Below are 25527 nucleotides of genomic sequence, written 5' to 3'. Positions count from 1 at the left end.
CCCGCCAAAACATCGGCTTCATGCTCGAACCCCACGGCTTCTTCAACCAAAACCCCACCCTCAACCTCCCCACCAGCACCAGCACCACCCAAACAAGTGACAGCGACACCTGCTGCCACAACGGGAAATAGAGGAACCCCAGGGAACCCCTAAGAAGCCACTGTGACCCGCGGGAGCACCACAACAACGGTGCTCCCGCGGCCTCACAAGGGTCCAAAACCCGGGCCGGTGCAAACCTGCCTTCCACCCCGGTTCCCGGTGCGGCCTCCAGCAGTACCGGGAACCGAACCTTTCCCTGAAAAGACTTCGGTCCCCGGTGCTGTTGCTAGCCGCATCGGGGACCGAATCCACTTAACTTCGTATTGAGAGCGTGATGAGTGTGTTCGCTATCCCTGCCATGACCTGGGCGTTGACCGTGGTGCTGCTGGCCAGCGGAACCTGGCACACCATCCAAACCCTCCGCCCCGCCCACACCGGTCACCCTGGCCGAGGTACCCAACTGGGTCGCATTAGTGCGCGTTTTCAGCACTCAAAACGCGCACAACTGCGACCCAGTTGGGCCGACCGGACCAACCAGGGCCTGCACGCCCTCATGCACCTGCTCATGGCAGCCATGCTCTGGAACGCCGCCCCCGCAACCACCCTCGCCCAAATCCTCATCCTGGCCGCCGCCGCGCTCTGGTTCACCATCCAAGCCGTCGCCCGCCCCCAATACCGCACCTTCTGCTCAGGCACCACCGGCCGGCTCAAATGCACCTACCACGCCGCCACCATGGCAGCAGCAGCCATCATGATCGCCATGATGACCAACCACACCACCACCAACACCGCCACCCAGGCAACAACGGGCAGCACCCCGGCAACAGCAGCCCACACCCACCACGCCACAACCACCACAACCGGCACCGCGTCGATCTTCCAGAACACCCCCGCCCTGGCCACCCTCCTCACCATCGCCTTCGCCGCAGCAGCCACCACCTTCCTCATCCTCCTCCTACGCCACCGCACCCAAACCACCCACACCACCACCCACCACCACCCCACAAACACCCGCACCGAACACGGCCTCGAAGCCGCCGGCGCCACCACCATGGCCCTCATGTTCGCCACCATGACCACCTAAAACCCACCACCACCCAAACCACCGGCCGGCACCACGCAGCGCCCACCCTAAAGAGTGGTTAAAACCATCCCGAATTAGCGTTTCCGGAACCTGGTCCGGGACGGACGATGGATGCTAAGCCCCTGAAGCATCCCGGAGGCTGGAAGCGAAACCTACCGACCCCTCTTCTGGAAAGGCAGTCCGATGCAAACCTCAGATACGTGTCTTGCAACGTGGATGGGCCGGGAGGCCCTTGCTGAAGCGATGATTCCGGTGATTGGCCGGCTCTACCGCAAAAACAACGTGGTGACCAGCATCCACGGCCGCAGCCTGGTGAACAAGTCCACCATGAGCATCCTCAAGGCCCACCGCTTTGCCCGCCGGATCAGTAAGGAAGAGCTCCTCCTCGAAGAGACTGCTCCCCTCCTCAATGCCCTCGCGGAATTGCAGCTCGGCTCGGCAGCCATAGACATTGCCCGCCTGAACCAGAAGTACAAGGAGAAGGGCAACGGAGCCTCCCTTGGGGATTTCCTTCGGACCGAACTGGCTGGAGTGGTGGGCAAGCGGGGCACCAACGCCGGCGCCAGCACCGACGTCGTACTTTATGGTTTTGGCCGCATTGGGCGTCTGCTGACGCGCATCCTTGTGGAGCAGGCCGGTGGCGGCCATGGCCTGCGGCTCCGTGCGATCGTTGTCCGCAAGGGCGCGGACAACGATCTCACCAAGCGCGCCAGCCTGCTTCGCCGCGACTCGGTCCACGGCTCTTTCGAAGGATCCATCAAGGTGGACACCGAGGCCAACACCATCACCGCCAACGGCGTCCGGATCCAGGTGATCTATTCGGACGATCCGGCCACCATCGACTACACCGCGTATGGCATCAAGGACGCGCTGGTCGTGGACAACACCGGTCGCTGGCGGGATGCCGAAGGGCTCTCGCAGCACCTGCTTAGCAAGGGCGCGGCCCGGGTCCTGCTGACCGCACCGGGCAAGGGCGATCTCAAGAACATCGTGCACGGCATCAACCACGGTGACATCACCGACCAGGACCGGATTGTCACCGCCGCATCCTGCACCACGAATGCCATCACCCCGATCCTGCAGGCGATCAACGACAAGTACGGTGTCATCCACGGGCACGTGGAAACTGTGCACTCTTTCACCAATGACCAGAACCTCATTGACAACTTCCACAAGGGCGATCGTCGTGGCCGGTCTGCAGCCCTGAACATGGTGATCACCGAGACGGGCGCCGCCAAGGCCGTGGCCAAGGCTCTCCCCGAACTGCAGGGCAAGCTCACGGGCAGCTCCATCCGGGTTCCGACGCCTGACGTTTCCATGGCCATCCTGAACCTGAACCTTGAACGCGGCACCACCAAGGACGAGGTCAATACGTATCTGCGCGAGATGGCCCTCCATTCTGACCTGCGGCAGCAGATCGATTACATGGATTCGCCGGAAGTGGTCTCCACCGATTTTGTCGGCTCCCGCCACACGGGCATCGTCGATGGCCTGGCCACCATTTCCACTGACAAGAACCTGGTCCTCTACGTCTGGTACGACAACGAGTTCGGCTACAGCTGCCAGGTGGTCCGTGTCATGGAGGAGATGGCGGGCGTGAACCGGCCGTCGTTCCCTGCGGCGAATGTGGTGGAAGAAGCCATGTCGGTGCTGGCGGCTGTGGGCTCATGAAGATTGGAATCCTGACCAGCGGTGGCGACTGCCCCGGATTGAATGCAGTGATCCGGGGCGCGGTCCTCAAGGGCATCGCCATCCAAGGGCACGAATTCGTGGGATTCCGCGACGGCTGGCGCGGTGTGGTGGAGGGGGATGTCATTGATATCCCCCGTGCCATGGTCCGGGGGATCGCCAAGCAAGGCGGCACCATCCTGGGCACCTCGCGCACCAATCCGTTCGAAAACGGCGGCGGACCGGATGTCATCAAGGCCCACATGGAGCGGCTGGGCATCGACGCGATCATCGCGATCGGCGGCGAGGGCACCCTCGCCGCAGCGAAGCGCCTCACGGACGCCGGACTGAAGATCGTTGGCGTGCCCAAGACCGTGGACAACGATCTCGACGCCACCGATTACAGCTTTGGTTTCGATACCGCCGTGCACATCGCCACCGAAGCCATGGACCGGCTGCGGACCACCGGCGAGTCCCACCACCGCTGCATGATCGCGGAGGTCATGGGCCGCCACGTCGGCTGGATCGCCCTGCACGCAGGCATGGCCGCTGGCGCGCATGCCATCCTGATTCCCGAGCAGAAGGTCAGCGTGGAGCAGATCGGCCAATGGGTCAAGGAGGCCCACGCCCGTGGCCGCGCACCGCTGGTGGTGGTGGCCGAAGGCTTCGTTCCTGACCATCTTGAAACCCCGCACTCCGAGCGCGGGCTGGACACGTTCGGCCGTCCCCGGATGGGCGGCATCGCGGACCAGCTCGCCCCGGAGATCGAGGCCCTGACCGGGATCGAAACCAGGACCACCATCCTGGGCCACATCCAGCGCGGCGGCGTCCCCTCCGCGTTCGACCGCGTCCTGGCCACCCGTTTGGGCATGGCCGCCGTGCATTCCGTAGTGGAAGGCCGCTGGGGATCCATGGTCGCCTTGAAGGGCACGGACATCCGCCAGGTTGGCTTCGATGAGGCCCTCGGCAAACTCAAGGTGGTGCCTCAGCACCGCTATGAGGAGGCTGCGGTGCTGTTCGGCTAGCCCTCGATCTTCACCACGGAAACCTCGACGACGGCAGCTGGCTCCTGGAGGCAGCTCCTGATTGCTTCGGCTACTTTCCGGGCCACGGCCGGAGCGGGGTGGCTCGCCCCAACACCGATACGTACTTTGACGGAGACCCCGTCCGGATTCTCCGAAAGGCCCACCAACGGCTGGGCCTCCCCCGTCACTGCCTGGATGGCAGCACCGGCAAGTGATTGCCACAACGGCCGTGCGGGGAAGAGCGCGCTGACGCCATCCACAGCCTGGACAACCTGCGTCAGTTCCTCGGCGAGCGCACGTGCCACTGGTTCCGTCATGACTGCTCCTCGCGCGGGTTCCCGAAATCCGGGCCTGGGTCCAGGACGTCCGTGATGGTCACGTCGATCCCGGTGATGTTCATTTCGGTCTGTGTCCGCAGAGTCTCTGCCAGGGCTTCGCGGACCTGGGTTGCCCGTTCCTCCAGGTGGTGGCCGTACACCACCGCGATGTCCACGGTGACGGTGGTTCCGGCCCCCGTATCCGTGACGTCGCCCAGGAGGTGGCACTTTCCTGCGGCCGTGCCCGGGATGGCGTCCACTACAGAGCGGATGAGTGCGGTCACCGCACCTTCTGTCTCCGACAGGACATCCGCCGGGTTATCCGAAGGCAGGGGGATGGTCCGGCCTGGCCGAAGCTCCAGGCGCAGGTTGGACAGTATGGACTGCATCCAGTCGTCGGTGCCAGAGCCTGCCTCGGCTACGTCTGCATGCACCAGTTCTCCTGCGAAGCCGGACAACCGGCGGAGGCTAGCCAAACCCGATTGGCATTCCGGGCACGTCTCCAAGTGTCCTGGATCGCTGAAAGCGCCGGTGTCCAGGTAGGCGCTCAGCTCCGCCAGGGAATGGCCGCATTCCAGGGTGTCGGGGGACGTGCTCATCGCCATTCCTCCATTCTGCGTGCAAGGGTGACGCGTGCCCGGGCGAGCCGGCCACGGACGCTGGCAGGGCTGATGTTCAAGGTCTCGGCGATCTCCTCGTAGCTTTGGTCGTTGAACTCCCTGAGCACCCAACATCGCCGTTGTTCCTCGGGCAAGGCGGCGAGGGCTGCTTTCAGGGCTTCCACCCCGGAGCCGTTGAGAGCTGCCGGCTCCGGATCCTGCGGGCTGAGCCGGGGTGCCTGGGGCTCCGACGTTTCCAAGGGTGCGTGGTTCCTGCGCTTGCGCAGGTAGTCCACGCCTCGACTGCCCACGATCCTGAGCAGCCAACTCCTCACTGTGGACGGGTCCCGCAGGTTTTCCAGTTGCTTCCATGCCTGGACCAAGGATTCCTGGACCACGTCGTCAGCATCGGCCCAGGATCCGGTGAGTCGGCGGGCGCTGGCGCGCATCAGTGGTCCATGCCTGCGGGCCAAGGCCTCAAAAGCTGCCGTGTCACCATCGGCGGCCCGTCCGGCAAGAATGGCGTCCGGAACAAGGTCCAACGGATGCTGGGCCCGTTGTGCGTCTGTCACGCAACTCCTTCCCTCCCTGGCTTCCGCGAAGCCCGGGGAGGCTTCGCGATAACCCTTGAAACGTCATGTGGTCCGCCGGCTTTTGGCCAGGCTGCTCCTGCCACCGCTGGTGATTCGCACCAGCACCGGCATTGGATGGCCCATCCAGGCATCGATTTCCTTGACCAACTCCTCGGCTGTGTCCGCTAGTTCCCGCGGAGATGCTCCTTGTCTGGCTTCGATCGCCACCCGCAGCATGGTTCCACGCCGCGCTTCCCAAGCCGTTACGGACGTTGCGAGTACTTGCCTGTGGTCCGAGAGTGCTTCCTGGACTGCGAGCGAAACCAGGCCGGAGTCAATGACCGTGGTTCCGTCAATACCGTCCGATTGCCTGCCCATCACCGGGGTATGTCCACCGCCTTGGCGCGAAATCCATGCCAAGCACAGAGCGGCGCAGAAGAGCAGCGCTGCGATCCCTGCCACCAGCCACCAACTACGGAGAGGTCCGGCCAGCGGCGCGGACTCCAGGAGCTGGCGTGCCTGCTCGGTGGCGCGGGTGCCCGTTGAGGTCCACGTTGTTGCGGCAGAGGGCAATTGGCCTGCCGCGAAAACCGCCGCTCCCAGAATCACCAGGAGCAGCCCCAGAACGCCCAGGACCAACCTGTTCAGTGCCCTGTTCGTGTTCCTCATTGGCCAACCACCCCTTCGTCCACTATGCGCACTGATGACGAAACCCGCCGCTTCAGTCCCAAGGCGGCCAGTTCGCCGTCGACCGCTGCTCTCAGTACCTCCGCTTCGAGTGGAACGCCCGACGTCGGACGCACCACCACCCGCACTGAGCGGGCGCCTACGGTGGTGGTCACCTGTCCGGGCGAGAGTCCCGCTTCCAGCCGGCACCGCCGGGACAAAGCCGCCGCAATGAGTTGGTCGTCGACGACGATGGCGCTGCGGTCGCTGCCGAGGGACCGCCGGGCTTTCCGCCCGGGGGCTGCAGCAGCAACCAGGACCAGCACGCCCAGCAGTGCAACCCCAACCCCGGACGCCCCCAAGGCGCCCGGGATGGTTGTTGCGGGGAGCTGGACCAACCAGTCCCCCACCCGGGGAGGATCAGCCAGCAAGGGCCGGTCCTTCAGAATCCACAGGACCGTTTCTGCCGCGGCCCAGAGAAACGCCAGCGCGAGCAGCGTTGCCACGACGATGGAGACCAGCGACCTGGATGAATGGGTTTCCCTGCGCAGCATCCTCTTGATGGTTCGGACGTGACTCATTGAACCCTTCCTTCCGGCCTCGGGGCACGCTTGGCGGCCGTGAGCCTGATGTCCACCCTGCCCAGCCGCATCCCGGTGAGGGCGAAGCCCCGAACCGCGATGGCCGTCCGTGCGCGCTGGGCCTGCTCGAAGACCGTGGGACCTCCCTGCAGGGCCCGAAGCGGTGGCGCTGCCAACTTCACTGTCACTTTCACGCCCAAGAGGCCGCGGTCATCCTCCAGTTCCGCGCCCACAGCACCGGGGCTGACGTGGAATGCCTGTGCCGTAACGGCCTCCAGGGTTTTGCGGAGCGCCGCGTGGGTGATCCTGGTGTGGCCTGCGCGTGCGCCGGTCACAGTCCCGGTCCCGCCGCTCATGATGAGGAGCGTTTGCCGCGCAGCGCGTCCAGTACTCCGGCGAGGTCAAGCCTTCCCTCCGCCGCCCTGCCCACGGCAGCGCCCACTGCCATGAACAGGGCCGTGACCAGGAAACCCCAGAAGCCGAAGGACAAGGCCACCACTGCCAGGACGGCGCCGGCCGCCAGGCCGGTTACCGTGGGGCTCACGCGACCCTCGGCTCATGGTCGGCGCCATCCGAGTCGTCGTCGCTCGGCACGTGGATGTCCGTAATGGTGACGTTGACCTCGGTGACTTCCATGCCCACCAGGTCCTCGATTGCGGTGTATACGGCGTCCCGCGCGTTGTCCGCCACTTCCTGGAGGGGGTGCGGGTATTCCACAACAAGTGTGACGTCTACTGCCACTTGCGTTTGGCCGACCTCGACGCTGACGCCCTGCGTCAGGTCCTTCTGGCCGACCTTCTCGCGCAGAGTGCCGATGGCACGGGCTGCGCCGCCACCCAGGGCGTGGACGCCGTCGATCTCCTGGATGGCGATGCCTGCGATCTTGGCTACTACGCCGTCAGCAACGGTGGTGAGCCCGCGGCCGTCCTTGCCTTTGAACTGGGGTGCTTTGGCAGCGGACTCCTTGCCGTTCTTGGCGGGGACGTCTGCCGGGGTGTGCGTCTGGATGGTCATGGCACTTCACTCCTCGTGTTCGTGGGCGCCTGTTTGCGCCGTTACAAGGAAGACGAGACTGGGGACCGGATCCTCACGCTCAGATTTATGTGATGTGCATCACTATTAATGCACGACGGCGATACTCACCCGGCATGGGCCGTCACCAAGGGATCGGGGTACTCCGCGCGAAGGCCGGCCGCCGTTTCCACGGGGAGTCCGTTCCTGATCCAGTACTCGATGCCGCCGATCATTTCCTTCACCGAATATCCCAACTCCGCGAAGGCGAGCGCTGCGAACGTGCTGCCGTTGCACCCCGGCCCCCAGGAGTACACCACCACCCGCGACCCGGGCGGGACCAGGCGGCCTGCGAGCTCGGGAATCTGTGCGGTTGGAAGATGTACCGCTCCGGGAATATGTCCGTGGTCCCACGATGACTGCCGGCGGGTGTCCACCACCACCAGGGAGCCCGGCTCGGCGTCGGCCACGTCCATGACGTCGATTTCGAGTTCCAACTTGGCCCGGAAGTACGCCGCCGGATCAGCGCTCATGCCAGCCTCGCCAAATTGGCCGCAGCCCGACGCGAGCCCAGCTTGGCGGAGATCCGCAGGCTCGTCTCCGCCGCCATGGGTCCAACTTCACGGACCCGTTTGGCCGTCATCCGCGACGAAAGGGATGACACGGAAAGGGCAGCCACCACGTGGTCGTCGTGCCCGAAGATCGGTGCGGCAACGCATCGCACTTCAGGCTCGTTTTCGCGGTCGTCTATGGAGTATCCGCGCCGGCGGATGGCTTCGAAGTCAGCACGCAGCAACGATGGGTCCGTGATTGTCTTGTCCGTCAGCGGCACAAGGTTCCCGCGCAGGATCGGCGCCACCACTTCCTCCGGACTGAACGCGAGCATGGCCTTGCCCACTGCAGTGCAGTATGCGGGCATGGTGGCGCCCACGCGCGATGCCATCCGAACGGTGGCTTCGTCTTCCACTTTGTCCAGGTACACCACGTCCGTTCCGGAGAGCACCACCAGATGGCACGTTGATTCCGTGGCGCGCATGAGTGCCCGCAGCTCCGGGTTGGCGACGCTTCGGAGGTCCACCCGGTCAAGGTAGGACTGGCCGAGGCGGAGGCAGCCGTGTCCCAACCGGAACTTCCCCGTTTCGTGGTCCCGCTCCAGGAGGTTCTCCTCCAGCAAGGGCGCGGCCAGTCGCAGCAGGGTGCTTTTGTTCAGTCCGGAGAGCCGGGTCAGCTCCACGAGGGCCAAGCCATCGCCGTTGCCCGGCTCCTCCGCGACTACGGACAGCAAGGCCAGCGCCTTCCGCAGCGATGACGATGAATTCCGGGCGTCCTTGCCTTCTGTCATCAATGCAGTTCCTATCCCACCGTGGCGCGTTGCTCGGCCTCGTAGTCGCGTTTCCAGCCTTGGACGCCCGGGCGCTGCTGCCAGGGAGCGGGACCGGCCAACGGGCGGTATTCCACGCCCATCGCCGCCAACCGTGCGAGGTGCCCACCAGTAAGGCGGGCCAGGAAATCATCGTAGTCCCGGTCCTCGGGACGGGACCAGAAGACCTCGGCAGCCGCACTCAAACGGGGGAACGCTGCGAAGTGCACACGGCGGAGTGAGTCCAGGTGTTCGGCCCAGATGTTGGCCTGTGCCCCGAGCAAGCGGCCCGGGAAGTCCTCCGCAACCAGCCCAGGCAGGGGGTCGAACCCGTAGACGTCTTCCAGTGTGGTCAGGAATCCCACCGGAACAGGCTCGTCGTCGCCATCGCCCTGCCTGTGGTCGAGGTACAGCTTGTGTTCGGGGCACATCACCACGTCATAGCCCTTGCGCAGCGCATCGATCCCGCCTTCGTACCCCCGCCAGGAGGCCACCAGCGCACCGTCCGGAAGACCGCCGTCGCCAATTTCGTCCCACACGGACGTGGTACGGCCGAGGTCGGCCAGATGCTGGGCAAGCTGCCCCACAAACCAACTGTGCAGCCCTGAAACGTCGGGCAGGCCCAGTTCCGCAGCCTTCGCCCGGGCAGCATCGCTGGCTTGCCATTGGGTCAGTGGAACTTCGTCCCCACCCAGGCTTATCCACGGGGAGGGGAAGATCTCCACCACTTCATCAAGCACGTTCCGATAGAACTCGAGCGAGGTCCCGGACACGTCCAGGACCGTTTCATTGATGCCCCAACGCGTCCACACCTCCACAGGCCCGTCGCTGGCTCCAAGCTCCGGATACGCCGCGATCGCCGCCTGGCTGTGACCGGGAACGTCGATCTCCGGGATCACGGTGATGTGGCGCTCAGCGGCGAACGCCACGATCTCCCGGAGGTCGTCCTTGGTATAGAAGCCACCGTGCGGAAGGCCGTCGTACTCCCCCGCACGCCAGGAACCGCGTGACGATTCGCGTCGCCACGCACCGACTTCCGTGAGCTTCGGATAGCGGTCGATCTGGATCCGCCAGCCTTGATCGTCGGTCAGGTGGAGATGCAGGACGTTGAGCTTGTGCATGGCCATGACCTCGATGAACCGGAGCACATTGTCCTTGGGCATGAAGTGCCGCGCCACGTCCAGCATGGTTCCCCGGTACGCGAACCGGGGCCTGTCCTCCACAACCACCCGCGGCAGCGACCATTCCCCGCCAACCCGCGCCTGCCGCAACGCATTCGGGCCCATCAGTTGCAGGAGCGTCTGCGCGGCATGGAAGGCGCCGGAGTCACCACCGGCTGACATCACGACGGCGTCACCCACCTCCAGGCGGTAGGCGTCGGCGTCGAGCTCCGGGTCGAGCAGGAGACGGATCGTTGCCTCGGCAGCCGGGGCAGGAAACAGGTCCCAACCCGTCGCGGCACCGAGAGCCCGGGCGAGCCACCGCCGCGTAGCACCCAGCGTTGGATCGGCACCCAGGGTTGTACCGGCGTCGAGCGTTAACGAACCGGACTGGGCCGAGTAAGACCACGGCGCTGGAACCAGGTTATGCACGGAAAGTCAGCCTTTCACCGCGCCGGCCAGGCCGGACACGAGCTTGCGTTGGACGGCGATGAAGAAAATCAGCACCGGAATGGTCATGATGACGGAGCCTGCCATGATGGCGCCCCAGTCGTTCTGGTCGGGCTTAAAGAACGTCAGCAGCGCCATGGGCAACGTCTGGTTCTCCTGGGCCGAGATGATGAACGTCTTGGCGAAGAGGAAGTCATTCCACGTGGAGATGAAGGAGAACACCGAACACGCCACAACACCCGGTGCCACCAACGGGAACAGGATGGAGCGCACAAAGCGGAAGCTGCTGGCCCCATCCAGACGGGCGGCCTCTTCGACTTCCAGGGGAACAGCGGCCACGAAACCACGGAGCATCCAGATCGCGAACGGGATGCTGAAGCCAACATGCACCAGCACCAGCGAACCCAGCTGGTTCAAGCCCACCAACGGGATGGCTTCCCCGGCGTTCCGCAGCAGAAAGAACAGCGGAATGGTGAGCGCTTCAACGGGCACCATCTGCGAGACCAGGATGATGATCAGCAGCTTGGTCCGCATCTTGAAGTTGTAGCGGGTGAGCGCGACGGCAGCCAAAAACGCCAGGATTGTCGAAAGCACCACCACAACCAGCGCCACAATCACGCTGTTGAGGAAGTACTGACCAAAGTTGTTCACGCCCAGAACCCGCCCGAACGAGTCCAGCGACGGTTCCAGCGTGAACGGCGCCGCATCACCGGCGTCGAGGGCTGTTTTCGGTTTGAGCGCGGACAGCACCATCCAGAAGAGCGGGAACGCCACGATCAAGGCGATGACGATCGCGGCAGCGTCGGCGCCGAAGCGGCGCCTGCCCTGCTTGCGGAACTTCTGCTCCCGCTGCTGCGTCATCGCAGCGTGCTTGCGGGGTGAAACGTCGACGGCGGTCACAGGGCTTCTCCTGTTCGCTTGAGGATGCGGAGGTAGACGAGCGTGATGACCATGAGCAGGGCCGTCATGATGACTCCCAGCGCCGATCCAAGCCCGTAGAGGCTGGCGGCGAACGCTTGCTGGTACCCGTAGACGTTCAGCACCAGGTTTTGGCCCGCGATGCCGCCGCCATTGGTCATGATGTAGATCTGCGAGAAGATCTTGAAGTTCCAGATGATCGACTGGATGGTCACCACGATCACGATGGGCCGAAGCATGGGCAGCATGATGCTGCGGGCAATCCGGGGCATGGACGCCCCATCGATCCTCGCGGCCTCGATCACCTCCGTGGGGATCGCCTGGATGCCCGCGTAGACCGTGACCAGCACGAACGGGAACGAGCACCACACCACTTCGCTGGCCACCAGGCCGAACCCGGACCACTTGTCGTACGTCCACGAGTAACCCTGGAACTGCGTCAAGCCGATCCCCACCAGCGTCTTGTTCACCAGGCCCAGCGTGGGATCGAACAGAAACAGCCACACAGCACTGCCCGTGACGGCAGGGGTTGCCCACGCGCCAAGCGATACAACGAACAGCATGGACCGCACCCACGGGCGCAGGCGGGTGGCCAGCACGGCGAGCGAGCTTCCCACCAGCAGCGTGAAGACGACGCACACAGCCGCGAACAGCACCGTATTGCCCAGCACGGTCCAGAACTGCGGATCGGCGAAGAGCTTCTGGTAATTCTCCAGGCCCGTGAACTTCAGGGGTGCCTTACCGCTGACCTGCGCCTGCCGGTAGTCGTAAAGCGAGACGTTGACCAACTGGAAGATCGGGTAGCCGAGCAATGCGATCAGGACTATGAATGCCGGCGCCAGATAGAGCCAAGGTTCAAGCCGCCCCCGACGGCGGAACGTGCGTGCCGCCGTCGGGCGTCCTTTCGCTGGGGTGCCGTGCGACGGCTTCTGCGCGGCGGGAGCGAGTGCCGTCATTTCCGGTCCCCTGTTGTGAACTGGGTTTGCCTCATTACTTGGACCCGAATGCCTTGTTCATGGCTGCTGCTGCCTCGCTGGTGGCGGTGTTGACGTCGGCCTTACCCGTGACCACCTTCTGGTACATGCCGGTGAAGACACCCTGGGCGTCGATGGTGGACCAGATTTCCGTGACGGGAACAAAGTCGGTGCCCGCACGGAGGGTATTGATGAAGGGTTCAACCTGCTTGTTGTTGTCCGCAACGGACTTCTGCACGTCGCTGAACGTGGGGAGGTTGCCCATGGAGTCGAACATCTTCTGCTGGTACTTCTTGCTGGCCAGCAGCTTCACGAAATCAGCGGCGAGCGTGTGGTGCTTGCTGCTGTTGAAGACGCCCAGGTTGTTTCCACCGGCGAAGGCCGGGGCGATGGAGTCGGCGGTCTTGCCCGGGACGGGCACCACGGCGAACTTGTCCTTGATGGCGCTGGCTGCGACGGCCTTGTAGTTGAAATCGCCGCCGATCGTCATGGCCGATTTCCCGGCGATGAACTGCTGGACGCTGGCGTTGCCGCCGAACTCCGCGCAGGTCTGGGCAGGGCAGATGTCGTCCTTCAGCAGGCGGGTGTAGGCCGCAACACCTTCACGGGACTCTGTGGAATCGAGGCCGGAGACAAACGCATCTCCCTCCTTCTTGGCGATGGCGCCACCGTTTGCCCACAGGTACGGCATGGCCGAGAACTGGGCAGCGCCGCCCACGGAAATGCCCAGCATGTCCGGGTTGGCCGCACGAACAGCGCGCGCAACCGTTTCCACCTCGTCCAGCGTCTTGGGAACCTCCAGGCCAAGCTGCTGCAGGAGATCCGTCCGGTAATACAAGGCACGGACGCCCACGAACCAAGGAACGCCATAGTTCTTGCCGTCGATCTCGGTGGTGTCCAGGATCTTCCCGTCCAGGTCCTTGGCTTCATCCCAGCCCTGGATGTCCTCGGTGACGTCGGCCAAGCCTCCGGAAGCCACGTAGCTGGCAAGGTCGGTGTTGCCGAACTCTGCAACGTCCGGAGCGCTCGACGGATCGTTGAACGCGGCCTTGAACCGCTCTGCCCGACTGTCTACCGGAATGTACTGAACGTCGATGGTGGCACCGCTGTGTGCTCCTTCGAATTCCTTGACTGCTTCCTTGACCACAGCGGATTTGGGGTCTTGGTTGACCTCGGAGAAGAGCCAAACGCGGACAGTCCCGGTCTGCTCATCGGAGGTTGATGCTGCGTTGTTTGCGGTGGGCGGGGCGCAGGCGGAGAGTGCCAGAGCTGCGAGCGCCACTGCCGCGGCGGTGCGTGCGAGTTTCAAAGTGTCCTCCAAGGAGAAAAGTGGGATCCCGCGGGCTTCCCCCTGCGCGGGTATGGAACCAAACACTATGAACGGCGGCATGTGGGCGGAAGCACAATTACCGAAAGGTTTGCATTGCAAAACAAGAAACCGTGTTTTGCTGATTTTGGTCTATACCAGTGTCATAGTTTGGTGGCTTGGTCCAGACCAATTGCCGGTCATTTTGTTCCCGCCCCTCCACCGGATGAGCGCTTGGTAGAGTGAGCCATCACTTGTACTGGCTGTTACCCATCAGCCTCTTTGGGGGACTCTGTGGATTCTGCACATCCGCGTGCTTCGCGCGCGCACTTCAGGCGCCTCATCGCCGTCGTTCTATCCCTTGCAACGGCGGCGCTGCTGCTGGTTGCGCCCAGCCCGTCGGCCGTGGCCGCGGACCCGCTCGTCTTTACTTTCACGCGTGCCTCGCCGTTCACCGTCCAAGCAGGGCAACCCGTAATTTTCGACTTCACCGCATCCAAGCCGGTTGACCGCGTGGAGATGGAAGTTTCCTTGTGGCTCAGGGAGACGCGGACCGCGACGGCCGCATGGACATCGCAGACACCATCGACGTCCGGCTCCGTCATCCTGAACACTCCGGTGGACACGTGGCCGGACGGAGGTGTTCAGATTCAGACCATCCGGGTGGGGGTGCACGGATCGGATCCGGTGTCCTTCCGGCGCGATGGCTCCTTCAGCGGCCCGGCTGTTGCCTTGGGGCCCTTCCACGAGCAGGACGTCCACGTTGAGAATCCCGCGCTGCCCCGGCTGGCCCCCACCTTCACGTCCTTCCAGGAACCGCTGTCCCCCGCCGAACCCGGACAATCCGCAGCCGTAAAATTCTCGCTCGGGCTTCCCGCCCAGCGAGTGGAGCTTGAGTATCTGGATGAGTCCGGCATTACGGGCTTGTCGCTCACGTGGACGGGTCCTGTTACCGCACAACGCGCTTCCGGCGTCGCGACGGCACCCATTACTCCGGCCGCCTACGACGGCCGCTACAAGCTGGACCGGGCAACAATTACCTATCTCGGCGGGATGACGGCCGTTTACCATCGCAACGGCACCTACGAAGGGCTCTTGGACCCGCACACTGGCGATCGCGCACCGCTGGAAGAAGGCGACTTCTCAGTGCGCAACCTCCAGGCGATCCTCAAGCCGGTCGTGTTCCCTTCCGGCGTAAAGATCGCTACCGACTACGGCCTGGAGACGTTGCCGGTCGCCGACGTTGGGGCTATGACGCCCTCCGATGCGCGGCTCGAATACCAGTGGTTCATGAATGGCTCCCCCCTCGAGGGAGCCATCGACCGCATCCTCCAGGCAGACATCGGCGGAAAAACGTTGAAGGTGCAGGTTACCGCGCACGCCACCGGCCATGTGCCCACCACTGTTACGTCGGAAGCAATCGGACCAATGCCGCGCCGCCTCAACACCCACTTCATGTGGGTAACAGGAAATGCAGTCCTCGGCGGCCAGGTCTACCCCACATGGGCCGCGCCGCCATGGGTCCTTCCCGAAGGCGGAACGCCCACGTACACCTATGTGTGGAAACGCGACGGCGCGGTGATTCCAGGCGAGGTCAATGCCATTCACACCGTGACGGCAGCCGACATGGGGCGTACGCTCACCGTCGAACTCAACATCATGTACGAACCCCTGACGCAAAAGACGTTGACGGCCGACGTCCCGATTCCGCACAGACAACGTGGCCTCGGATTTAACGCTGACGGCACTGCGGACATCTTTGCGCGGACGGCCTCCGGAGATCTGCTCCTGTATCCCGGCGACGGCAAGGGCGGCTGGCTACCTGCGCAAACCATCGGTCGAGGCTGGGGCATTTTCGATGTCCTGCTTGCCCCAGGCGACTTCGACGGCGACGGCGCCACGGACGTGATCGGCCGGGACCGTTCGGGCCGGCTGTTCCTCTACTCCGGAAATGGGTACGGCGGCTGGAAGGGCAGCCGCCAGATCGGGCAGGGATGGCAGGGCTTCAAGGAGATTGTGGCCCCTGGCGACTTCAACCGGGACGGCTCCCAAGATCTCCTTGCCAGGGACAGCGCGGACCGCTTGATTCTTTACCCGGGCGACGGCCGTGGAGGGTGGAAATCCCCCGTCACCGTCGGTTGGGGCTGGGGTGGCTACTCGAGGCTTATCACTCCGGGCTGGTGGACCGGCTACCACGAATCGAACATCCTGGGTCAGACCACATCCGGCGAGCTCAAACTGTGGGCAGGGATCGACACCGGCTTCTTTGACTTGCGAACCACCGTCGGCTCGGGCTGGAACAGTGTTGTCACTGTGGGCGGACCGGGCGACTTCAACGGCGACGGAAGCCCGGACGTCTTTGGAATCAGCCCCGGTGGGACCATGACCATGTATTGGGGCAACGGCGCAGGAATCAACGGCTGCGGCCCCGATTGCGGCTTCTGGAAGGGCCAATCAGTGGTGGGCTGGGGCTGGGGCGGCTTCACCGCGGTGTTCTAGCAGTCGCGGCACGGCACACCCTTGGACTGCTCAAAGGCACGTCATTCCCGTTGAGGCGAATGACGTGCCTTTGCATTCCGAAGATACCCCCTGGGGGTACTTGCAATATACCCCCTATGGGTATAGCTTGGGTTCATGAGCACGGTAGACCTGAACCACGGGAACCCGAACCTGCCGACCGTCGAGGTTGAGCTGGAGACGGCAACTCCGCACGGCTATACCAGCAACAAAGACGCCTACCTCCGCCGCCTCAAACGGATTGAAGGCCAAGTCCGTGGCATTGCCCGGATGGTCGAGGAGGACAAGTACTGCATCGACATCCTCACGCAGGTGGCTGCTGCCACCAAGGCGCTGCACGCCGTGAGCCTGGGCCTCGTCGAAGAGCACATCGGCCACTGCGTCGTCGGTGCCGCCTCCGAGCCGGATCCGGATGCACGCGCCGAACAGATCGACGCCAAAGTGAAGGAGGCCACCGATGCCATCGGGCGCCTGTTGCGGTAACCCCTCAAGCACACACCACGCCATTCAACTCACCACCAAGGAGCGCATCATGAGCCAAACCATCACCACCAACGTCAACGTTTCGGGCATGACGTGCGGGCATTGCATCTCCAGCGTGAGTGAAGAACTGGAGGCCCTCAGCGGCGTCGAAGAGGTCTCGGTAGACCTCAACCCCGGTGGCCTGTCCACCGTGACCATCACCTCCACCAGCGAACTCTCGCCGTCTGAAATTGGCGAAGCTGTCGCAGAAGCCGGCTACGTGGTGGTAGCCAACGAAGCCTAGGAGTTCCTTTGACCAACCAGGAGATCTTCAACCAGCCCGAAACCCGGGTGGTTGAACTCGACATCGAGGGCATGACCTGTGCCTCATGTGTCAATCGAGTGGAACGGAAACTCGGCAAGCTTGAAGGCGTCGAGGCCACCGTCAACCTTCCCCTGGAATCAGCCCATGTCACCGTCCCGTCGACCGTCACGGATCAACAACTCGTAGACACTGTCAACGCCACGGGCTACAAGGCCACCGTCCGCCAACCCCCTGCCCCGCACGCCCATCACCACACCGGGCACCCGGATGACGGCGCCAGCGAGTCCTCGCACGCCGAACACGAAACCCATGCCGAACACGAGAACCACATGGACCATGGGCCTGCCGCCTCGATTCTGCGGCCGCGCCTGTACTTGGCAGCCATCCTTACGGTCCCCGTTTTCGCCATCTCGATGATTCCCGCCCTCCAGTTCCCCAACTGGGGCTGGGTGGCCGCCGCGCTGGCGTTGCCGGTGGTGAGCTGGGCTGCGTGGCCGTTCCATAAAGCAGCAGCCATCAATGCACGGCATGTCGCGTCCACCATGGACACGCTGGTCTCCATCGGCGTGATCGCGGCCTACGCCTACTCTGCCTGGCAGTTGGTGGCAGATCCACGGATGACCGAGCATCCCGGCATGGAAGGCATGTCCGGCGGGCTCTACTTCGAAGTCGCCGCTGTGGTCACCACGTTCCTTCTCTTGGGTCGCTACCTCGAGGCGAATGCGAAGGCGAAGGCCGGGAACGCCCTGAAGGCCCTGCTGAACCTCGGCGCGAAGGACGCCACTGTCCTGGTGGACGGACGGGAGCAGAAGATACCTGCCGACCAACTGTTGGTTGACGACGTCTTTATCGTCCGCCCGGGGGAGAAGATCGCCACCGACGGCATGGTCACGGACGGCGCCTCCGCCGTCGATGCTTCCCTTGTCACTGGGGAGTCAGTACCTGTGGAGGTGGGCCCCGGCAGCCAAGTAACCGGCGCAACCATCAACACCTCCGGCCGCCTGCTCGTACGCGCCACCCGTGTTGGCGCAGACACCACGCTGGCCCAGATGGGTCGCTTGGTCAGCCAAGCCCAGACCGGCAAGGCACCCATCGCCCGGCTGGCTGACCGGATCAGCGCGGTCTTCGTGCCCATCGTCCTGCTCATCGCGTTCATCACCTTCGTGCTGTGGCTGTTCTTCTCCGGCGACCTCAATGCATCCTTCACGGCAGCAGTGGCCGTTCTGGTGATCGCCTGCCCCTGTGCGCTCGGCCTGGCCACACCCGTGGGACTGCTCACGGGCACCGGTCGCGGCGCGCAGCTCGGCATCCTGATCAAGGGTCCGCAGGTCCTCGAGGACACACGGCACGTCGATACCATCCTCTTGGACAAGACCGGCACGGTCACCAGCGGCAAACTCGCCGTGGACCACACGGCGGCACTCAACGGACATGACTCACAGGATGTCCTCACTCTTGCCGGCGCCGTCGAGGCTGCGTCTGAGCACCCCATCGCCCACGCCATTGCGGGGGCGGCGATGGATGCATTGCCCGACGTCGGCAACCTGCCATCCGTGGCCAACTTCAGCTCGGCACCGGGCGGCGGAGTCCGGGGTACGGTCGCGCTGCACGGCACAGTCATGACCGTCGTGGTGGGTCGTTCCGGTTGGCTTGAGGAAAACGGGGTAACCCTGGAGGCCTCGCACAGGGCTACCCTCAGGGAACAGGAAAATGGCGGAGCGACAGCCATCTGGGTTGCCGTTGACGGACGGCCTGCTGGAATCGTCAGCTTGCGCGACACTATCAAGCCCGGTTCGACCGATGCCATCAGGAAGCTGAAGGAACTCGGCATTCGCCCCATGCTCCTGACGGGAGACAATGCCGCCGTCGCCGCCCAAGTGGCTGCCGCCGTCGGAATTTCATCTGAGGACGTCTTCGCCGGAGTCTTGCCCGAAGGCAAGGTTGACGCGGTACGGAAGCTGCAGGAGAAAGGCGCGACTGTTGCCATGGCGGGCGATGGCGTCAATGACGCAGCTGCCCTGGCGCAATCCGATCTCGGGATTGCCATGGGGTCGGGCACGGACGTAGCCATCGAAGCCTCGGACCTGACCGTGATGGGTAGCGACTTGAACCAACTGGTCCAAGCGATCGAGCTGTCGCGCAAGACGCTGTCCACCATCAAGACCAACTTGTTCTGGGCCTTCTTCTACAACGCGATCGGAATCCCGGTGGCCGCACTGGGACTCCTGAACCCGATGATCGCGGGCGCGGCGATGGCTGCGAGCTCGGTGCTGGTTGTCGCCAACTCGCTGAGGCTCCGGTCCTTCGGCAAGTAACGCCAACTTACTGTCAGTTGTTGTTGTTCTGAGCCTCAGAACAACAACAACTGCCAGCTACTTGGAGATACCGAGGCTTGAACTAGGCCGTTCCGAACCGCACGGCCGACCTTGCCCGGGCCTTGGCGGCTTCCTCTTCACGGTTCTTCGCCGGAGCATGGCTCACCAGCGAATCCAGCAAGTGTTGCGTGATGTGGGCGATCTCGTGGACCGCCTCCGCGAAAGCTTCCTCATTGGCCTTGGATGGCTTGGTGGCTCCGCTGATCTTGCGCACGTACTGCAGCGCGGCGGCCTCCACTTCGGCGGACGTGGCACGGGGTTCGAAGTTATGAAGGGTCCTGATATTGCGGCACATAACCCCATGCTAACTATGGGCAGTCCTCCATGGGGAGGGGTGCCCATCGACGGTCCTTGGATTCCCGGGATAGGTTTTAGTCATGGATCTTCCGGATGAGCCGGAGGCCGCTGGGGATGCCGAAGAGCTCGGGTCCGAAAAAAGAAGGAGATATCTCATGGCTATTTGGGGTGCAGACGTTGATCAGCTTCGCCAGCTCGGTAACAAGCTGAAGGCCGGCGCCGAGACCATCGAGCAGCAGCGCTCTCAGCTGAAGGGTGCCCTGGACGGCACCGACTGGAAGGGCCCGGACGCTGACAAGTTCCGCAGCGAGTGGGACAGCCACCACGCTTCCAGCCTCAAGAAGGTTGCTGACGCTCTTCGCGACGCCGGTTCACGCGCTACGAAGAACGCTGAGCAGCAGCAGCAGGCATCCAACTAAGACAGTTGGGAAAGGCCCGGACGCTACGGCGTCCGGGCCTTTCGCCTTTAACTCCGCTGTGGGGCCCGCTTTGCGTCCCATCCCCCAAGAATGGAACGCAGAGAGGGCCCCACAACGTGTCAGTTGGGGCGCACCTCAGCGACCGGCACCTCAGCGACCGGCCCCGAAGGGACTGGTTCGACGTCGTTCGCGTGATCCAAAACCCGGGCGGCAGCGGCAACCGCACTTCGCCGGTCGCCGCGCAGTTCGTCGACGCGCACCAGGACCACGCCCCCGACGATCAGCACGCCACCCATCAGCTGGATCGGGCCGGGCAACTCTCCGAGCAGCAGCCAGGCCCACAGGACGGCGAACAACACTTCGGTCAGCGAAACGAACGAGGCCACCTTGGACCCGAGGCTTCGCGCGGCCATGATTCCCGAGACATAGGCGAGGACCGTCGCCAGGATGATCAGTCCGGCAGCCGAAACCCACCACGGCGTTGTCCATGGCCCCAGCGACGTGTTGGCCGTGCTGAACGTCATCGGCAACAGGCCTATGGCGCCAACCAACCACATGACGGCTGCGCCAACCACCAAGCCACCGGAGGCGAGGACGAGTGGCGGGAGGGTGTCGTTCTCTTTGGCCGTAATGAAAAAGTAGATCACCAAGCACACGGCCGCAGCCATTCCCCAGAGCACGCCGATGAAGTCCACTTTGACTGAGCCAGTCAGGTCCAGAACCAGCACCAGACCGCCCAACGACAGCAAAGCGCCAAGGGAAGTCAGTGCCCGCGGCCTGCGGCGGCTTGAGATCCACAGCCACAACACGATCATCACCGGCGCCAGGTACTCCAGCAGCAACGCGACACCCACGGACAACCGCGCCACCGCGTTGAAGTAGAAGAGCTGGCAGCCGGCTACGCCAATGAGGCCGAAGAGCAGGATAGTGAGCCAGTTGTCCTTAAGTTGGTGCCAGCGCCCGCGAAGAACCACGACGGCGGGAATCGCCAAGATGAGCGCGGCACCAGTCAGGCGCACGGCAACCGCTGCACCCGGTGACCATCCGGTTTCGAGCATCGACTTCGCAAACGCGCCGGAAGTACCGAAGACTGCCGAGGAAATCACGGCGATGCCGAGTCCCGATGCCAGGAATCCTTTTGCATCAGCCATCGTCTTTGTTGCTGACACAGCAGCCTCCTGTCAGGAGTAAAGTGGGCTTATGGTCATGACAGTACCCCCGAATGATGTAAGGAGTCAAAGTGCTTTTTGCGCCTGACACCGAGGTGGCGCTCCGCAGCGTCGTCAATCTGATCAACACCGCGGCCAATGGCGACGAATCGTTGGCAACCATGGACGAGCTCGACGCTTTCCTCGACACCGAGGGATTTTCAGGCTCGCGGACCAAGACCGCCGCAGAACTGCGCAGCGTCAAACGGCTGCGCAGCGAACTGGCCGCCTTGTGGACCGCCGATGAGGACACCGCTGCGAAGTCCGTGAACAAGCTCCTCGCCGACGCCAAGGCACTCCCCCAACTGGCCAAGCACGACCAATGGGATTGGCACCTCCACGCCACCACGCCCGAAGCTCCGCTGGCCGACCGCATGGGCACGGAAGCCGCCATGGCCATCATCGACGTGATCCGCAGCAAGGAAATGGACCGGATGCGCGTGTGTGCCGCGGAAGACTGCGACGCCGTGGTCCTGGACCTCAGCCGCAACCGCTCCAAGCTCTATTGCGACACCGGCAACTGTGCCAACCGTGCGCACGTGGCAGCGTACCGGGCCAGGAAAGCCGCCGAAGGCGAGTAGGCAGTCGCCCCCACTAACCTTCCGGCCAGATGACCCGCTCCCCGGCAACCAAAGACATGTCCCCTAGCTCAACATCCCCGCCGGGCACGAGCGTATACGGCTGATAGAGTCCCAAGCCAAGCCCCTCGGCGTGCTCAGTAGCGATGTACACAGCGTCGGAGTCTTGCTCCCGCAGCCGCACGTCGGAAACCACCACCGCCGCACGAATGCTGTTTCGCTGGGCTGCCAGCGCCTCATAGCTTTCTGCGATGACATCGTTGGATTGCGGGTGCTCCTCCATGCTCGACTCGGTCGCGATGAATATCGGCTCACCATCAACGCCAATCGCAATGCTGAAGGGAAAGAACTCGCCGTACTTGGTCAGGCATTGCTCCGCGAATGGCAGAGCCAAATTGAGCAATTGGTCCAGATCGTCCTGCGCCGCCTGCGATACCGAATCCCGCCAAGAAGCCATTATTCCCCCAAAGTAGACACCACGGTTCGGACCACACTACCCCGGGCCCACCCCGCACCGTGGCTGATCACAAACAAAAAGCGCTCCCCCTCCCAGGTGGAGAAGCGCTGGAAGTTAGTGGCCGCCGTCGTGCTTTTCAGGCTCGTCAGGCGAGTCCGGCGACGCGTGTCCTCCGTGCGGACGCTTGGAACTGAGGTTGACGCCGGAGCCCTTTCCGAGGTGTTCGGCATTTTCCTTGTAGCTCATGGACAGCATGGCCGCGACCACGAGGCTCACGATGAACGCGATGCCCGCGCCGGTGAAAGCGAGATCGAAGCGGGGCGTGTGCGCGCTGCCGCCGGAAGCGAAAATCAGCACGGCAATAAAGGCCAGGACAGCAAAGAATGCGGAGAAAACGAGCGGTCCCTTGACCGAGGTCCGCATCTTGCGCGGTTCTCCTGGTGTCTGGTCTGCCACGGTCATTCCTCCAATGATGGCGGGCCTGTTCGGCTCCCCGCCGGTTGCAAAAGTTCTACAACGAGTAGAACGTCCAACTACTAGTTTACGGCCTCGGGCGAAGCGCCCGGCACAGACCCCGGGGAAGCGGTCCGGGCATCGTGGCGCAAGGTCAGGCCGGACAGGATCCACAACACTCCGGTAATGATGGCCCCGCCGCCGGCAACGCCCAGCAGGGCGTGCGCGCCAAGCGAAATGAAGAACGGCAGCGCGATCGCCGTACCCACAGCGATCACCCCGGAAATGAGCCAATCCCGGGCGAGCCCGTCCCGCTTCATCACACCGCGGGTCAGTTCGGAAGCGCCCAGGACGAGCAATGCCACAATCGCCGAGAGCGCCACTCCGGCGTCCGATTGGGTCACCAGCGCGGCAACTCCTGCCAGCGCGATCACCACCGGAACAAACACAGGCAGCGCGCGCCACATCCACACGGCCGCAGCGGTCGCAACGAGATAGAGGCCCGCGGCCCAGGCAAGAACCTCAACCGAGGGGCTGCTCCAGAATGCCGTGACCACCCCGAACACGAGCGCCACAGCAGCACGGATCAGCACGGGTTTCCAGGGATCGGCCACGGCGGCAGAAGGAGTCTGGGCGGAATCAGCTGGGAGAGTCACGCATACAGTTTAGTGCGAACCCAGCACCATCCACCGATCGGTTCGGGCGCGCAGCCCCAGCGTCACCCCGCGCGCCAGCATGTAGCCCAGCGCAAACGCGAGCCACAACCACACCAGCCCCGCCGCGCCGTCGGGCCTGACCACGTGGACGGCCGCCAAAAGCGGCAGGTAGACAGCAAGATTTACGACGCCGGCGATCGCCAAGTAGCGTGCGTCGCCGGCGCCGATGAGGACTCCGTCCAGGACGAATACGTAACCGGCCAGCGGCTGGCCGACCGCCAACACCCAGAGGGCGACGGTCAGTGCATGGTGCACACCGGTGTCAGACGTGAAAATGTAGCCGGCCCACGGAGCCGCCACGGCGAGGAGGACTCCTGTGATGACGCCAAACCCCAGGCCCCACCGGACCATGGTGCGGGTCAGTTCGCGGGCCCGCCCCGCATTCCTGGCACCGAGCTCCTTACCGATCAAAGCCTGGGCCGCAATGGCCAGCGCATCCAAGGCGAAGGCGAGGAAAGAGAAGATGGTCATGGCCAACTGGTGTGCAGCCAGGTTCACGGCGCCTTGTGCCGTGACCACCACAACGGTCGCCAGGATGGCCAACCGCAGGCTGAGTGTCCTGAGCATGAGCCACGAACCCACCTTGGTCATGGCCCGGATTCCGTGCCAGTCCGGCTTGAGCGAAACGCCATGGCTCCGCGCATTGCGGCTGACCATCACCAGATACACGGCGGCCATGGCCCATTGCGCAATGCTGGTACCGATCGCTGAACCGGCCACGGACAAGTGCAAGCCGTACACAAGGAACCAGTTCAGGGCGATGTTGAGGGCAAATCCTGCGGTGGCCACCAGCAACGGGGTCCGGGTATCCTGCAGGCCCCTGAGGACTCCCGTGCCGGCAAAGATCAAAAGCATCGCGGCCAACCCGGGCATGGACCAACGGAGGTAATCCACGGCGAAGCCCTGCACATCACCGCTTGCGCCCATGAAGCCAACCAGCGGCTCGGCGAAGACAAAGCCAAGGACGGCGAGGACCACGCCCAACAGAAGAGCCAGCCACACGCCGTCGCGCCCTGCTGCCAAAGCCTTGCCAAGTTTGCCGTCGCCGATGGCGCGGGCGACTGCCGGCGTCGTCGAGTATGCCAGGAAGACCATCAACCCAACTGCGGTGTGCAGGACGGTTGACGCGAGCCCCACGCCAGCGAGCTGGTCCACGCCAAGGTGCCCCACGATCGCCGAGTCGGCCAGCAGGAACAGTGGTTCGGCAATGAGCGCACCGAAGGCGGGCACGGCGAGCCGCAGAATCTCGCGAGCGTTCGAACGGGCGGGGGCGGTTGTGGTTTCAGGCACTAAACAAGGGTAGTCCGACTACTTGCGGGGTATGTTTGGGGCCGTGTCACACGAGCAACCCATCACAGTTTCCGTTGCCCGCACCATCCTCCCCGGGTACATCCGGCAGGCCAATGCCTGGGCCCATGCCGGCCAGGAACTCGCCCGCGAATGGCCGGGCTACCTGGGCTCCGGGTGGGTCCGCAATGGCGCCGGTTCCCACGAATGGCACATGCTTTACCGTTTCGCGGATGCCGAGTCGCTCCGGGGCTGGGAACAATCGGAGGAGCGCCGGTGGTGGATCGACAGCGCCAGGGACATGATGGAGACCACCCGCGTGGAACGGCATACCGGCATCGAAGGCTGGTTTTCGCAGCCGGGCGACGTTTCGGTTGTGGTTCCGGAAACCGTTGTGCCGCCTCGCTGGAAGCAGGCCATCAGCATCTTCCTGCCCTTCTTCCCTTTGAGCCTCTTGGCCAACTTCCTGCTGCATCCGTTGACGCAGGAGTGGCCGCTGGTGCTGCAGGTTCTTCTGAACATCGTGATCCTGACGCCACTCATGACGTACGTCTTCCTGCCGATCACCACCCGGCTCCTGCAGCCTTGGTTGCAAGCAAAACCACGACGGCGGTAACCGTAACCTACCGCTGGGCGCTTTGGCGGCACCGAGAGAAACGTCACGAATCGTCGCGATTAGTTGACTCTTCAACTTATCTTCGGA

30 protein-coding genes are annotated in these 25527 nt (G+C 63.8%); 10 read left to right on the top strand and 20 right to left on the bottom strand.

Features of this window, described 5'->3' with window-relative positions; genetic code table 11:
- Positions 1-373: 373 nt before the first annotated feature.
- The 3 genes from ACIPY3_RS14420 (at position 374) to ACIPY3_RS14410 (ending at position 3816) form a co-directional block, all read left to right on the top strand.
- A complete protein-coding gene (locus ACIPY3_RS14420; protein WP_400335063.1) occupies positions 374-1123 on the top strand; it encodes a DUF5134 domain-containing protein in 750 nt (249 codons plus the stop codon).
- Positions 1124-1306: 183 nt separating this feature from the next.
- Entirely contained in the window at positions 1307-2794 is a 1488-nt protein-coding gene (locus ACIPY3_RS14415; RefSeq protein WP_400335061.1) for a glyceraldehyde-3-phosphate dehydrogenase, read from the top strand.
- Entirely contained in the window at positions 2791-3816 is a 1026-nt protein-coding gene (locus tag ACIPY3_RS14410) for an ATP-dependent 6-phosphofructokinase (protein ID WP_397324090.1), read from the top strand. Before ACIPY3_RS14415 ends, ACIPY3_RS14410 begins: the two co-directional genes overlap by 4 nt.
- On the opposite strand, the gene ACIPY3_RS14405 is transcribed toward ACIPY3_RS14410, so the two are convergent.
- The 14 genes from ACIPY3_RS14405 to ACIPY3_RS14340 all read right to left on the bottom strand — a co-directional run bounded on the left by ACIPY3_RS14405 (position 3813) and on the right by ACIPY3_RS14340 (position 13733).
- Positions 3813-4133 carry a hypothetical protein gene (locus tag ACIPY3_RS14405; protein ID WP_397324091.1) on the bottom strand — a complete coding sequence of 107 codons (321 nt, stop codon included), beginning with the start codon at positions 4131-4133 and terminating at the stop codon, positions 3813-3815. The genes ACIPY3_RS14410 and ACIPY3_RS14405 overlap by 4 nt on opposite strands.
- Positions 4130-4732, bottom strand: a complete 603-nt coding sequence (locus ACIPY3_RS14400) for an Asp23/Gls24 family envelope stress response protein (RefSeq protein WP_400335059.1) — start codon at positions 4730-4732, stop codon at positions 4130-4132. The genes ACIPY3_RS14405 and ACIPY3_RS14400 overlap by 4 nt, the downstream gene beginning before the upstream one ends.
- Positions 4729-5304, bottom strand: a complete 576-nt coding sequence (locus ACIPY3_RS14395) for an RNA polymerase sigma factor (RefSeq protein WP_400335057.1) — start codon at positions 5302-5304, stop codon at positions 4729-4731. The genes ACIPY3_RS14400 and ACIPY3_RS14395 overlap by 4 nt, the downstream gene beginning before the upstream one ends.
- 63 nt (positions 5305-5367) lie before the next feature.
- Complete coding sequence (locus ACIPY3_RS14390) at positions 5368-5973, bottom strand: hypothetical protein (RefSeq protein ID WP_400335055.1); 606 nt, start codon at positions 5971-5973, stop codon at positions 5368-5370.
- The gene (locus ACIPY3_RS14385; protein WP_400335054.1) at positions 5970-6551 is read right to left on the bottom strand and encodes a hypothetical protein; all 582 of its coding nucleotides are present in this window, start codon (positions 6549-6551) and stop codon (positions 5970-5972) included. Before ACIPY3_RS14385 ends, ACIPY3_RS14390 begins: the two co-directional genes overlap by 4 nt.
- Positions 6548-6907, bottom strand: a complete 360-nt coding sequence (locus ACIPY3_RS14380; protein ID WP_400335052.1) for a hypothetical protein — start codon at positions 6905-6907, stop codon at positions 6548-6550. The genes ACIPY3_RS14385 and ACIPY3_RS14380 overlap by 4 nt, the downstream gene beginning before the upstream one ends.
- On the bottom strand, positions 6904-7095 hold the full coding sequence (locus ACIPY3_RS14375) for a DUF2273 domain-containing protein (RefSeq protein WP_400335050.1): 192 nt from the start codon (positions 7093-7095) through the stop codon (positions 6904-6906). Before ACIPY3_RS14375 ends, ACIPY3_RS14380 begins: the two co-directional genes overlap by 4 nt.
- Positions 7092-7565, bottom strand: a complete 474-nt coding sequence (locus ACIPY3_RS14370) for an Asp23/Gls24 family envelope stress response protein (protein ID WP_397324099.1) — start codon at positions 7563-7565, stop codon at positions 7092-7094. Before ACIPY3_RS14370 ends, ACIPY3_RS14375 begins: the two co-directional genes overlap by 4 nt.
- A gap of 125 nt (positions 7566-7690) precedes the next feature.
- Positions 7691-8095, bottom strand: a complete 405-nt coding sequence (locus tag ACIPY3_RS14365) for a rhodanese-like domain-containing protein (RefSeq protein ID WP_400335049.1) — start codon at positions 8093-8095, stop codon at positions 7691-7693.
- Positions 8092-8904, bottom strand: a complete 813-nt coding sequence (locus tag ACIPY3_RS14360; protein WP_400335048.1) for an IclR family transcriptional regulator — start codon at positions 8902-8904, stop codon at positions 8092-8094. Before ACIPY3_RS14360 ends, ACIPY3_RS14365 begins: the two co-directional genes overlap by 4 nt.
- A gap of 11 nt (positions 8905-8915) precedes the next feature.
- Entirely contained in the window at positions 8916-10514 is a 1599-nt protein-coding gene (locus ACIPY3_RS14355; RefSeq protein ID WP_400335046.1) for a beta-N-acetylhexosaminidase, read from the bottom strand.
- A gap of 6 nt (positions 10515-10520) precedes the next feature.
- On the bottom strand, positions 10521-11432 hold the full coding sequence (locus ACIPY3_RS14350) for a carbohydrate ABC transporter permease (RefSeq protein ID WP_400335045.1): 912 nt from the start codon (positions 11430-11432) through the stop codon (positions 10521-10523).
- Positions 11429-12406 carry a carbohydrate ABC transporter permease gene (locus ACIPY3_RS14345; RefSeq protein WP_400335043.1) on the bottom strand — a complete coding sequence of 326 codons (978 nt, stop codon included), beginning with the start codon at positions 12404-12406 and terminating at the stop codon, positions 11429-11431. Before ACIPY3_RS14345 ends, ACIPY3_RS14350 begins: the two co-directional genes overlap by 4 nt.
- A gap of 34 nt (positions 12407-12440) precedes the next feature.
- The gene (locus tag ACIPY3_RS14340; protein ID WP_400335041.1) at positions 12441-13733 is read right to left on the bottom strand and encodes an extracellular solute-binding protein; all 1293 of its coding nucleotides are present in this window, start codon (positions 13731-13733) and stop codon (positions 12441-12443) included.
- Positions 13734-14024: 291 nt separating this feature from the next.
- Here ACIPY3_RS14340 and ACIPY3_RS14335 point away from each other — a divergent pair, with 291 nt between their 5' ends.
- The 4 genes from ACIPY3_RS14335 to ACIPY3_RS14320 all read left to right on the top strand — a co-directional run bounded on the left by ACIPY3_RS14335 (position 14025) and on the right by ACIPY3_RS14320 (position 19349).
- A complete protein-coding gene (locus ACIPY3_RS14335; protein ID WP_400335039.1) occupies positions 14025-16229 on the top strand; it encodes an FG-GAP repeat domain-containing protein in 2205 nt (734 codons plus the stop codon).
- A gap of 135 nt (positions 16230-16364) precedes the next feature.
- On the top strand, positions 16365-16730 hold the full coding sequence (locus ACIPY3_RS14330) for a metal-sensitive transcriptional regulator (protein WP_397324104.1): 366 nt from the start codon (positions 16365-16367) through the stop codon (positions 16728-16730).
- Between the two features lie 49 nt (positions 16731-16779).
- Entirely contained in the window at positions 16780-17013 is a 234-nt protein-coding gene (locus ACIPY3_RS14325) for a heavy-metal-associated domain-containing protein (protein ID WP_397324105.1), read from the top strand.
- Between the two features lie 8 nt (positions 17014-17021).
- Complete coding sequence (locus ACIPY3_RS14320; protein ID WP_400335037.1) at positions 17022-19349, top strand: heavy metal translocating P-type ATPase; 2328 nt, start codon at positions 17022-17024, stop codon at positions 19347-19349.
- An 82-nt stretch (positions 19350-19431) separates the two neighbouring features.
- Here ACIPY3_RS14320 and ACIPY3_RS14315 read toward each other — a convergent pair whose 3' ends face one another.
- Positions 19432-19704: a DUF2277 domain-containing protein gene (locus ACIPY3_RS14315; RefSeq protein ID WP_397324107.1), complete on the bottom strand. Its 273-nt coding sequence runs from the start codon at positions 19702-19704 to the stop codon at positions 19432-19434.
- A gap of 157 nt (positions 19705-19861) precedes the next feature.
- Between ACIPY3_RS14315 and ACIPY3_RS14310 the strand changes: the two genes are divergently transcribed.
- Positions 19862-20125 (top strand): WXG100 family type VII secretion target, encoded by a 264-nt coding sequence (locus tag ACIPY3_RS14310; protein ID WP_397324108.1) that lies wholly within the window; start codon positions 19862-19864, stop codon positions 20123-20125.
- Positions 20126-20244: 119 nt separating this feature from the next.
- On the opposite strand, the gene ACIPY3_RS14305 is transcribed toward ACIPY3_RS14310, so the two are convergent.
- Entirely contained in the window at positions 20245-21294 is a 1050-nt protein-coding gene (locus ACIPY3_RS14305) for an EamA family transporter (protein ID WP_400335035.1), read from the bottom strand.
- Positions 21295-21365: 71 nt separating this feature from the next.
- Between ACIPY3_RS14305 and ACIPY3_RS14300 the strand changes: the two genes are divergently transcribed.
- Positions 21366-21914, top strand: coding sequence for a CGNR zinc finger domain-containing protein (locus ACIPY3_RS14300; protein ID WP_400335033.1), 549 nt, complete (start codon positions 21366-21368; stop codon positions 21912-21914).
- A 13-nt stretch (positions 21915-21927) separates the two neighbouring features.
- Here the strand turns inward: ACIPY3_RS14300 and ACIPY3_RS14295 are convergent, their stop codons facing one another.
- From ACIPY3_RS14295 to ACIPY3_RS14280, 4 genes are all read right to left on the bottom strand, one after another.
- Positions 21928-22368, bottom strand: coding sequence for a hypothetical protein (locus tag ACIPY3_RS14295; protein ID WP_400335032.1), 441 nt, complete (start codon positions 22366-22368; stop codon positions 21928-21930).
- 114 nt (positions 22369-22482) lie between these two features.
- Positions 22483-22830, bottom strand: a complete 348-nt coding sequence (locus ACIPY3_RS14290) for a hypothetical protein (protein ID WP_397324113.1) — start codon at positions 22828-22830, stop codon at positions 22483-22485.
- 74 nt (positions 22831-22904) lie between these two features.
- The gene (locus ACIPY3_RS14285) at positions 22905-23477 is read right to left on the bottom strand and encodes a hypothetical protein (protein ID WP_400335030.1); all 573 of its coding nucleotides are present in this window, start codon (positions 23475-23477) and stop codon (positions 22905-22907) included.
- Positions 23478-23486: 9 nt separating this feature from the next.
- Positions 23487-24827 carry an MATE family efflux transporter gene (locus ACIPY3_RS14280; RefSeq protein WP_400335029.1) on the bottom strand — a complete coding sequence of 447 codons (1341 nt, stop codon included), beginning with the start codon at positions 24825-24827 and terminating at the stop codon, positions 23487-23489.
- A 43-nt stretch (positions 24828-24870) separates the two neighbouring features.
- Between ACIPY3_RS14280 and ACIPY3_RS14275 the strand changes: the two genes are divergently transcribed.
- On the top strand, positions 24871-25440 hold the full coding sequence (locus ACIPY3_RS14275) for an antibiotic biosynthesis monooxygenase (RefSeq protein WP_400335027.1): 570 nt from the start codon (positions 24871-24873) through the stop codon (positions 25438-25440).
- Positions 25441-25527 lie beyond the last annotated feature (87 nt).

Origin of the sequence: Paenarthrobacter sp. NPDC089714 (assembly GCF_044748905.1) — a bacterium.
Lineage (GTDB): Bacteria > Actinomycetota > Actinomycetes > Actinomycetales > Micrococcaceae > Arthrobacter.
Note: the sequence above shows the minus strand (reverse complement) of the source record. Positions and strands in the feature narration are given on the sequence as shown.

What these genes read in the sequence shown, in the direction of transcription:
- ACIPY3_RS14420 (WP_400335063.1), top strand. Translation starts at nt 374, where the DNA reads ATGAGTGTGTTCGCTATCCCTGCCATGACCTGGGCGTTGACCGTGGTG.
- ACIPY3_RS14415 (WP_400335061.1), top strand. Translation starts at nt 1,307, where the DNA reads ATGCAAACCTCAGATACGTGTCTTGCAACGTGGATGGGCCGGGAGGCC.
- ACIPY3_RS14410 (WP_397324090.1), top strand. Translation starts at nt 2,791, where the DNA reads ATGAAGATTGGAATCCTGACCAGCGGTGGCGACTGCCCCGGATTGAAT.
- ACIPY3_RS14405 (WP_397324091.1), bottom strand. Translation starts at nt 4,133, where the DNA reads ATGACGGAACCAGTGGCACGTGCGCTCGCCGAGGAACTGACGCAGGTT.
- ACIPY3_RS14400 (WP_400335059.1), bottom strand. Translation starts at nt 4,732, where the DNA reads ATGAGCACGTCCCCCGACACCCTGGAATGCGGCCATTCCCTGGCGGAG.
- ACIPY3_RS14390 (WP_400335055.1), bottom strand. Translation starts at nt 5,973, where the DNA reads ATGAGGAACACGAACAGGGCACTGAACAGGTTGGTCCTGGGCGTTCTG.
- ACIPY3_RS14385 (WP_400335054.1), bottom strand. Translation starts at nt 6,551, where the DNA reads ATGAGTCACGTCCGAACCATCAAGAGGATGCTGCGCAGGGAAACCCAT.
- ACIPY3_RS14380 (WP_400335052.1), bottom strand. Translation starts at nt 6,907, where the DNA reads ATGAGCGGCGGGACCGGGACTGTGACCGGCGCACGCGCAGGCCACACC.
- ACIPY3_RS14370 (WP_397324099.1), bottom strand. Translation starts at nt 7,565, where the DNA reads ATGACCATCCAGACGCACACCCCGGCAGACGTCCCCGCCAAGAACGGC.
- ACIPY3_RS14365 (WP_400335049.1), bottom strand. Translation starts at nt 8,095, where the DNA reads ATGAGCGCTGATCCGGCGGCGTACTTCCGGGCCAAGTTGGAACTCGAA.
- ACIPY3_RS14360 (WP_400335048.1), bottom strand. Translation starts at nt 8,904, where the DNA reads ATGACAGAAGGCAAGGACGCCCGGAATTCATCGTCATCGCTGCGGAAG.
- ACIPY3_RS14345 (WP_400335043.1), bottom strand. Translation starts at nt 12,406, where the DNA reads ATGACGGCACTCGCTCCCGCCGCGCAGAAGCCGTCGCACGGCACCCCA.
- ACIPY3_RS14330 (WP_397324104.1), top strand. Translation starts at nt 16,365, where the DNA reads ATGAGCACGGTAGACCTGAACCACGGGAACCCGAACCTGCCGACCGTC.
- ACIPY3_RS14325 (WP_397324105.1), top strand. Translation starts at nt 16,780, where the DNA reads ATGAGCCAAACCATCACCACCAACGTCAACGTTTCGGGCATGACGTGC.
- ACIPY3_RS14315 (WP_397324107.1), bottom strand. Translation starts at nt 19,704, where the DNA reads ATGTGCCGCAATATCAGGACCCTTCATAACTTCGAACCCCGTGCCACG.
- ACIPY3_RS14310 (WP_397324108.1), top strand. Translation starts at nt 19,862, where the DNA reads ATGGCTATTTGGGGTGCAGACGTTGATCAGCTTCGCCAGCTCGGTAAC.
- ACIPY3_RS14295 (WP_400335032.1), bottom strand. Translation starts at nt 22,368, where the DNA reads ATGGCTTCTTGGCGGGATTCGGTATCGCAGGCGGCGCAGGACGATCTG.
- ACIPY3_RS14290 (WP_397324113.1), bottom strand. Translation starts at nt 22,830, where the DNA reads ATGACCGTGGCAGACCAGACACCAGGAGAACCGCGCAAGATGCGGACC.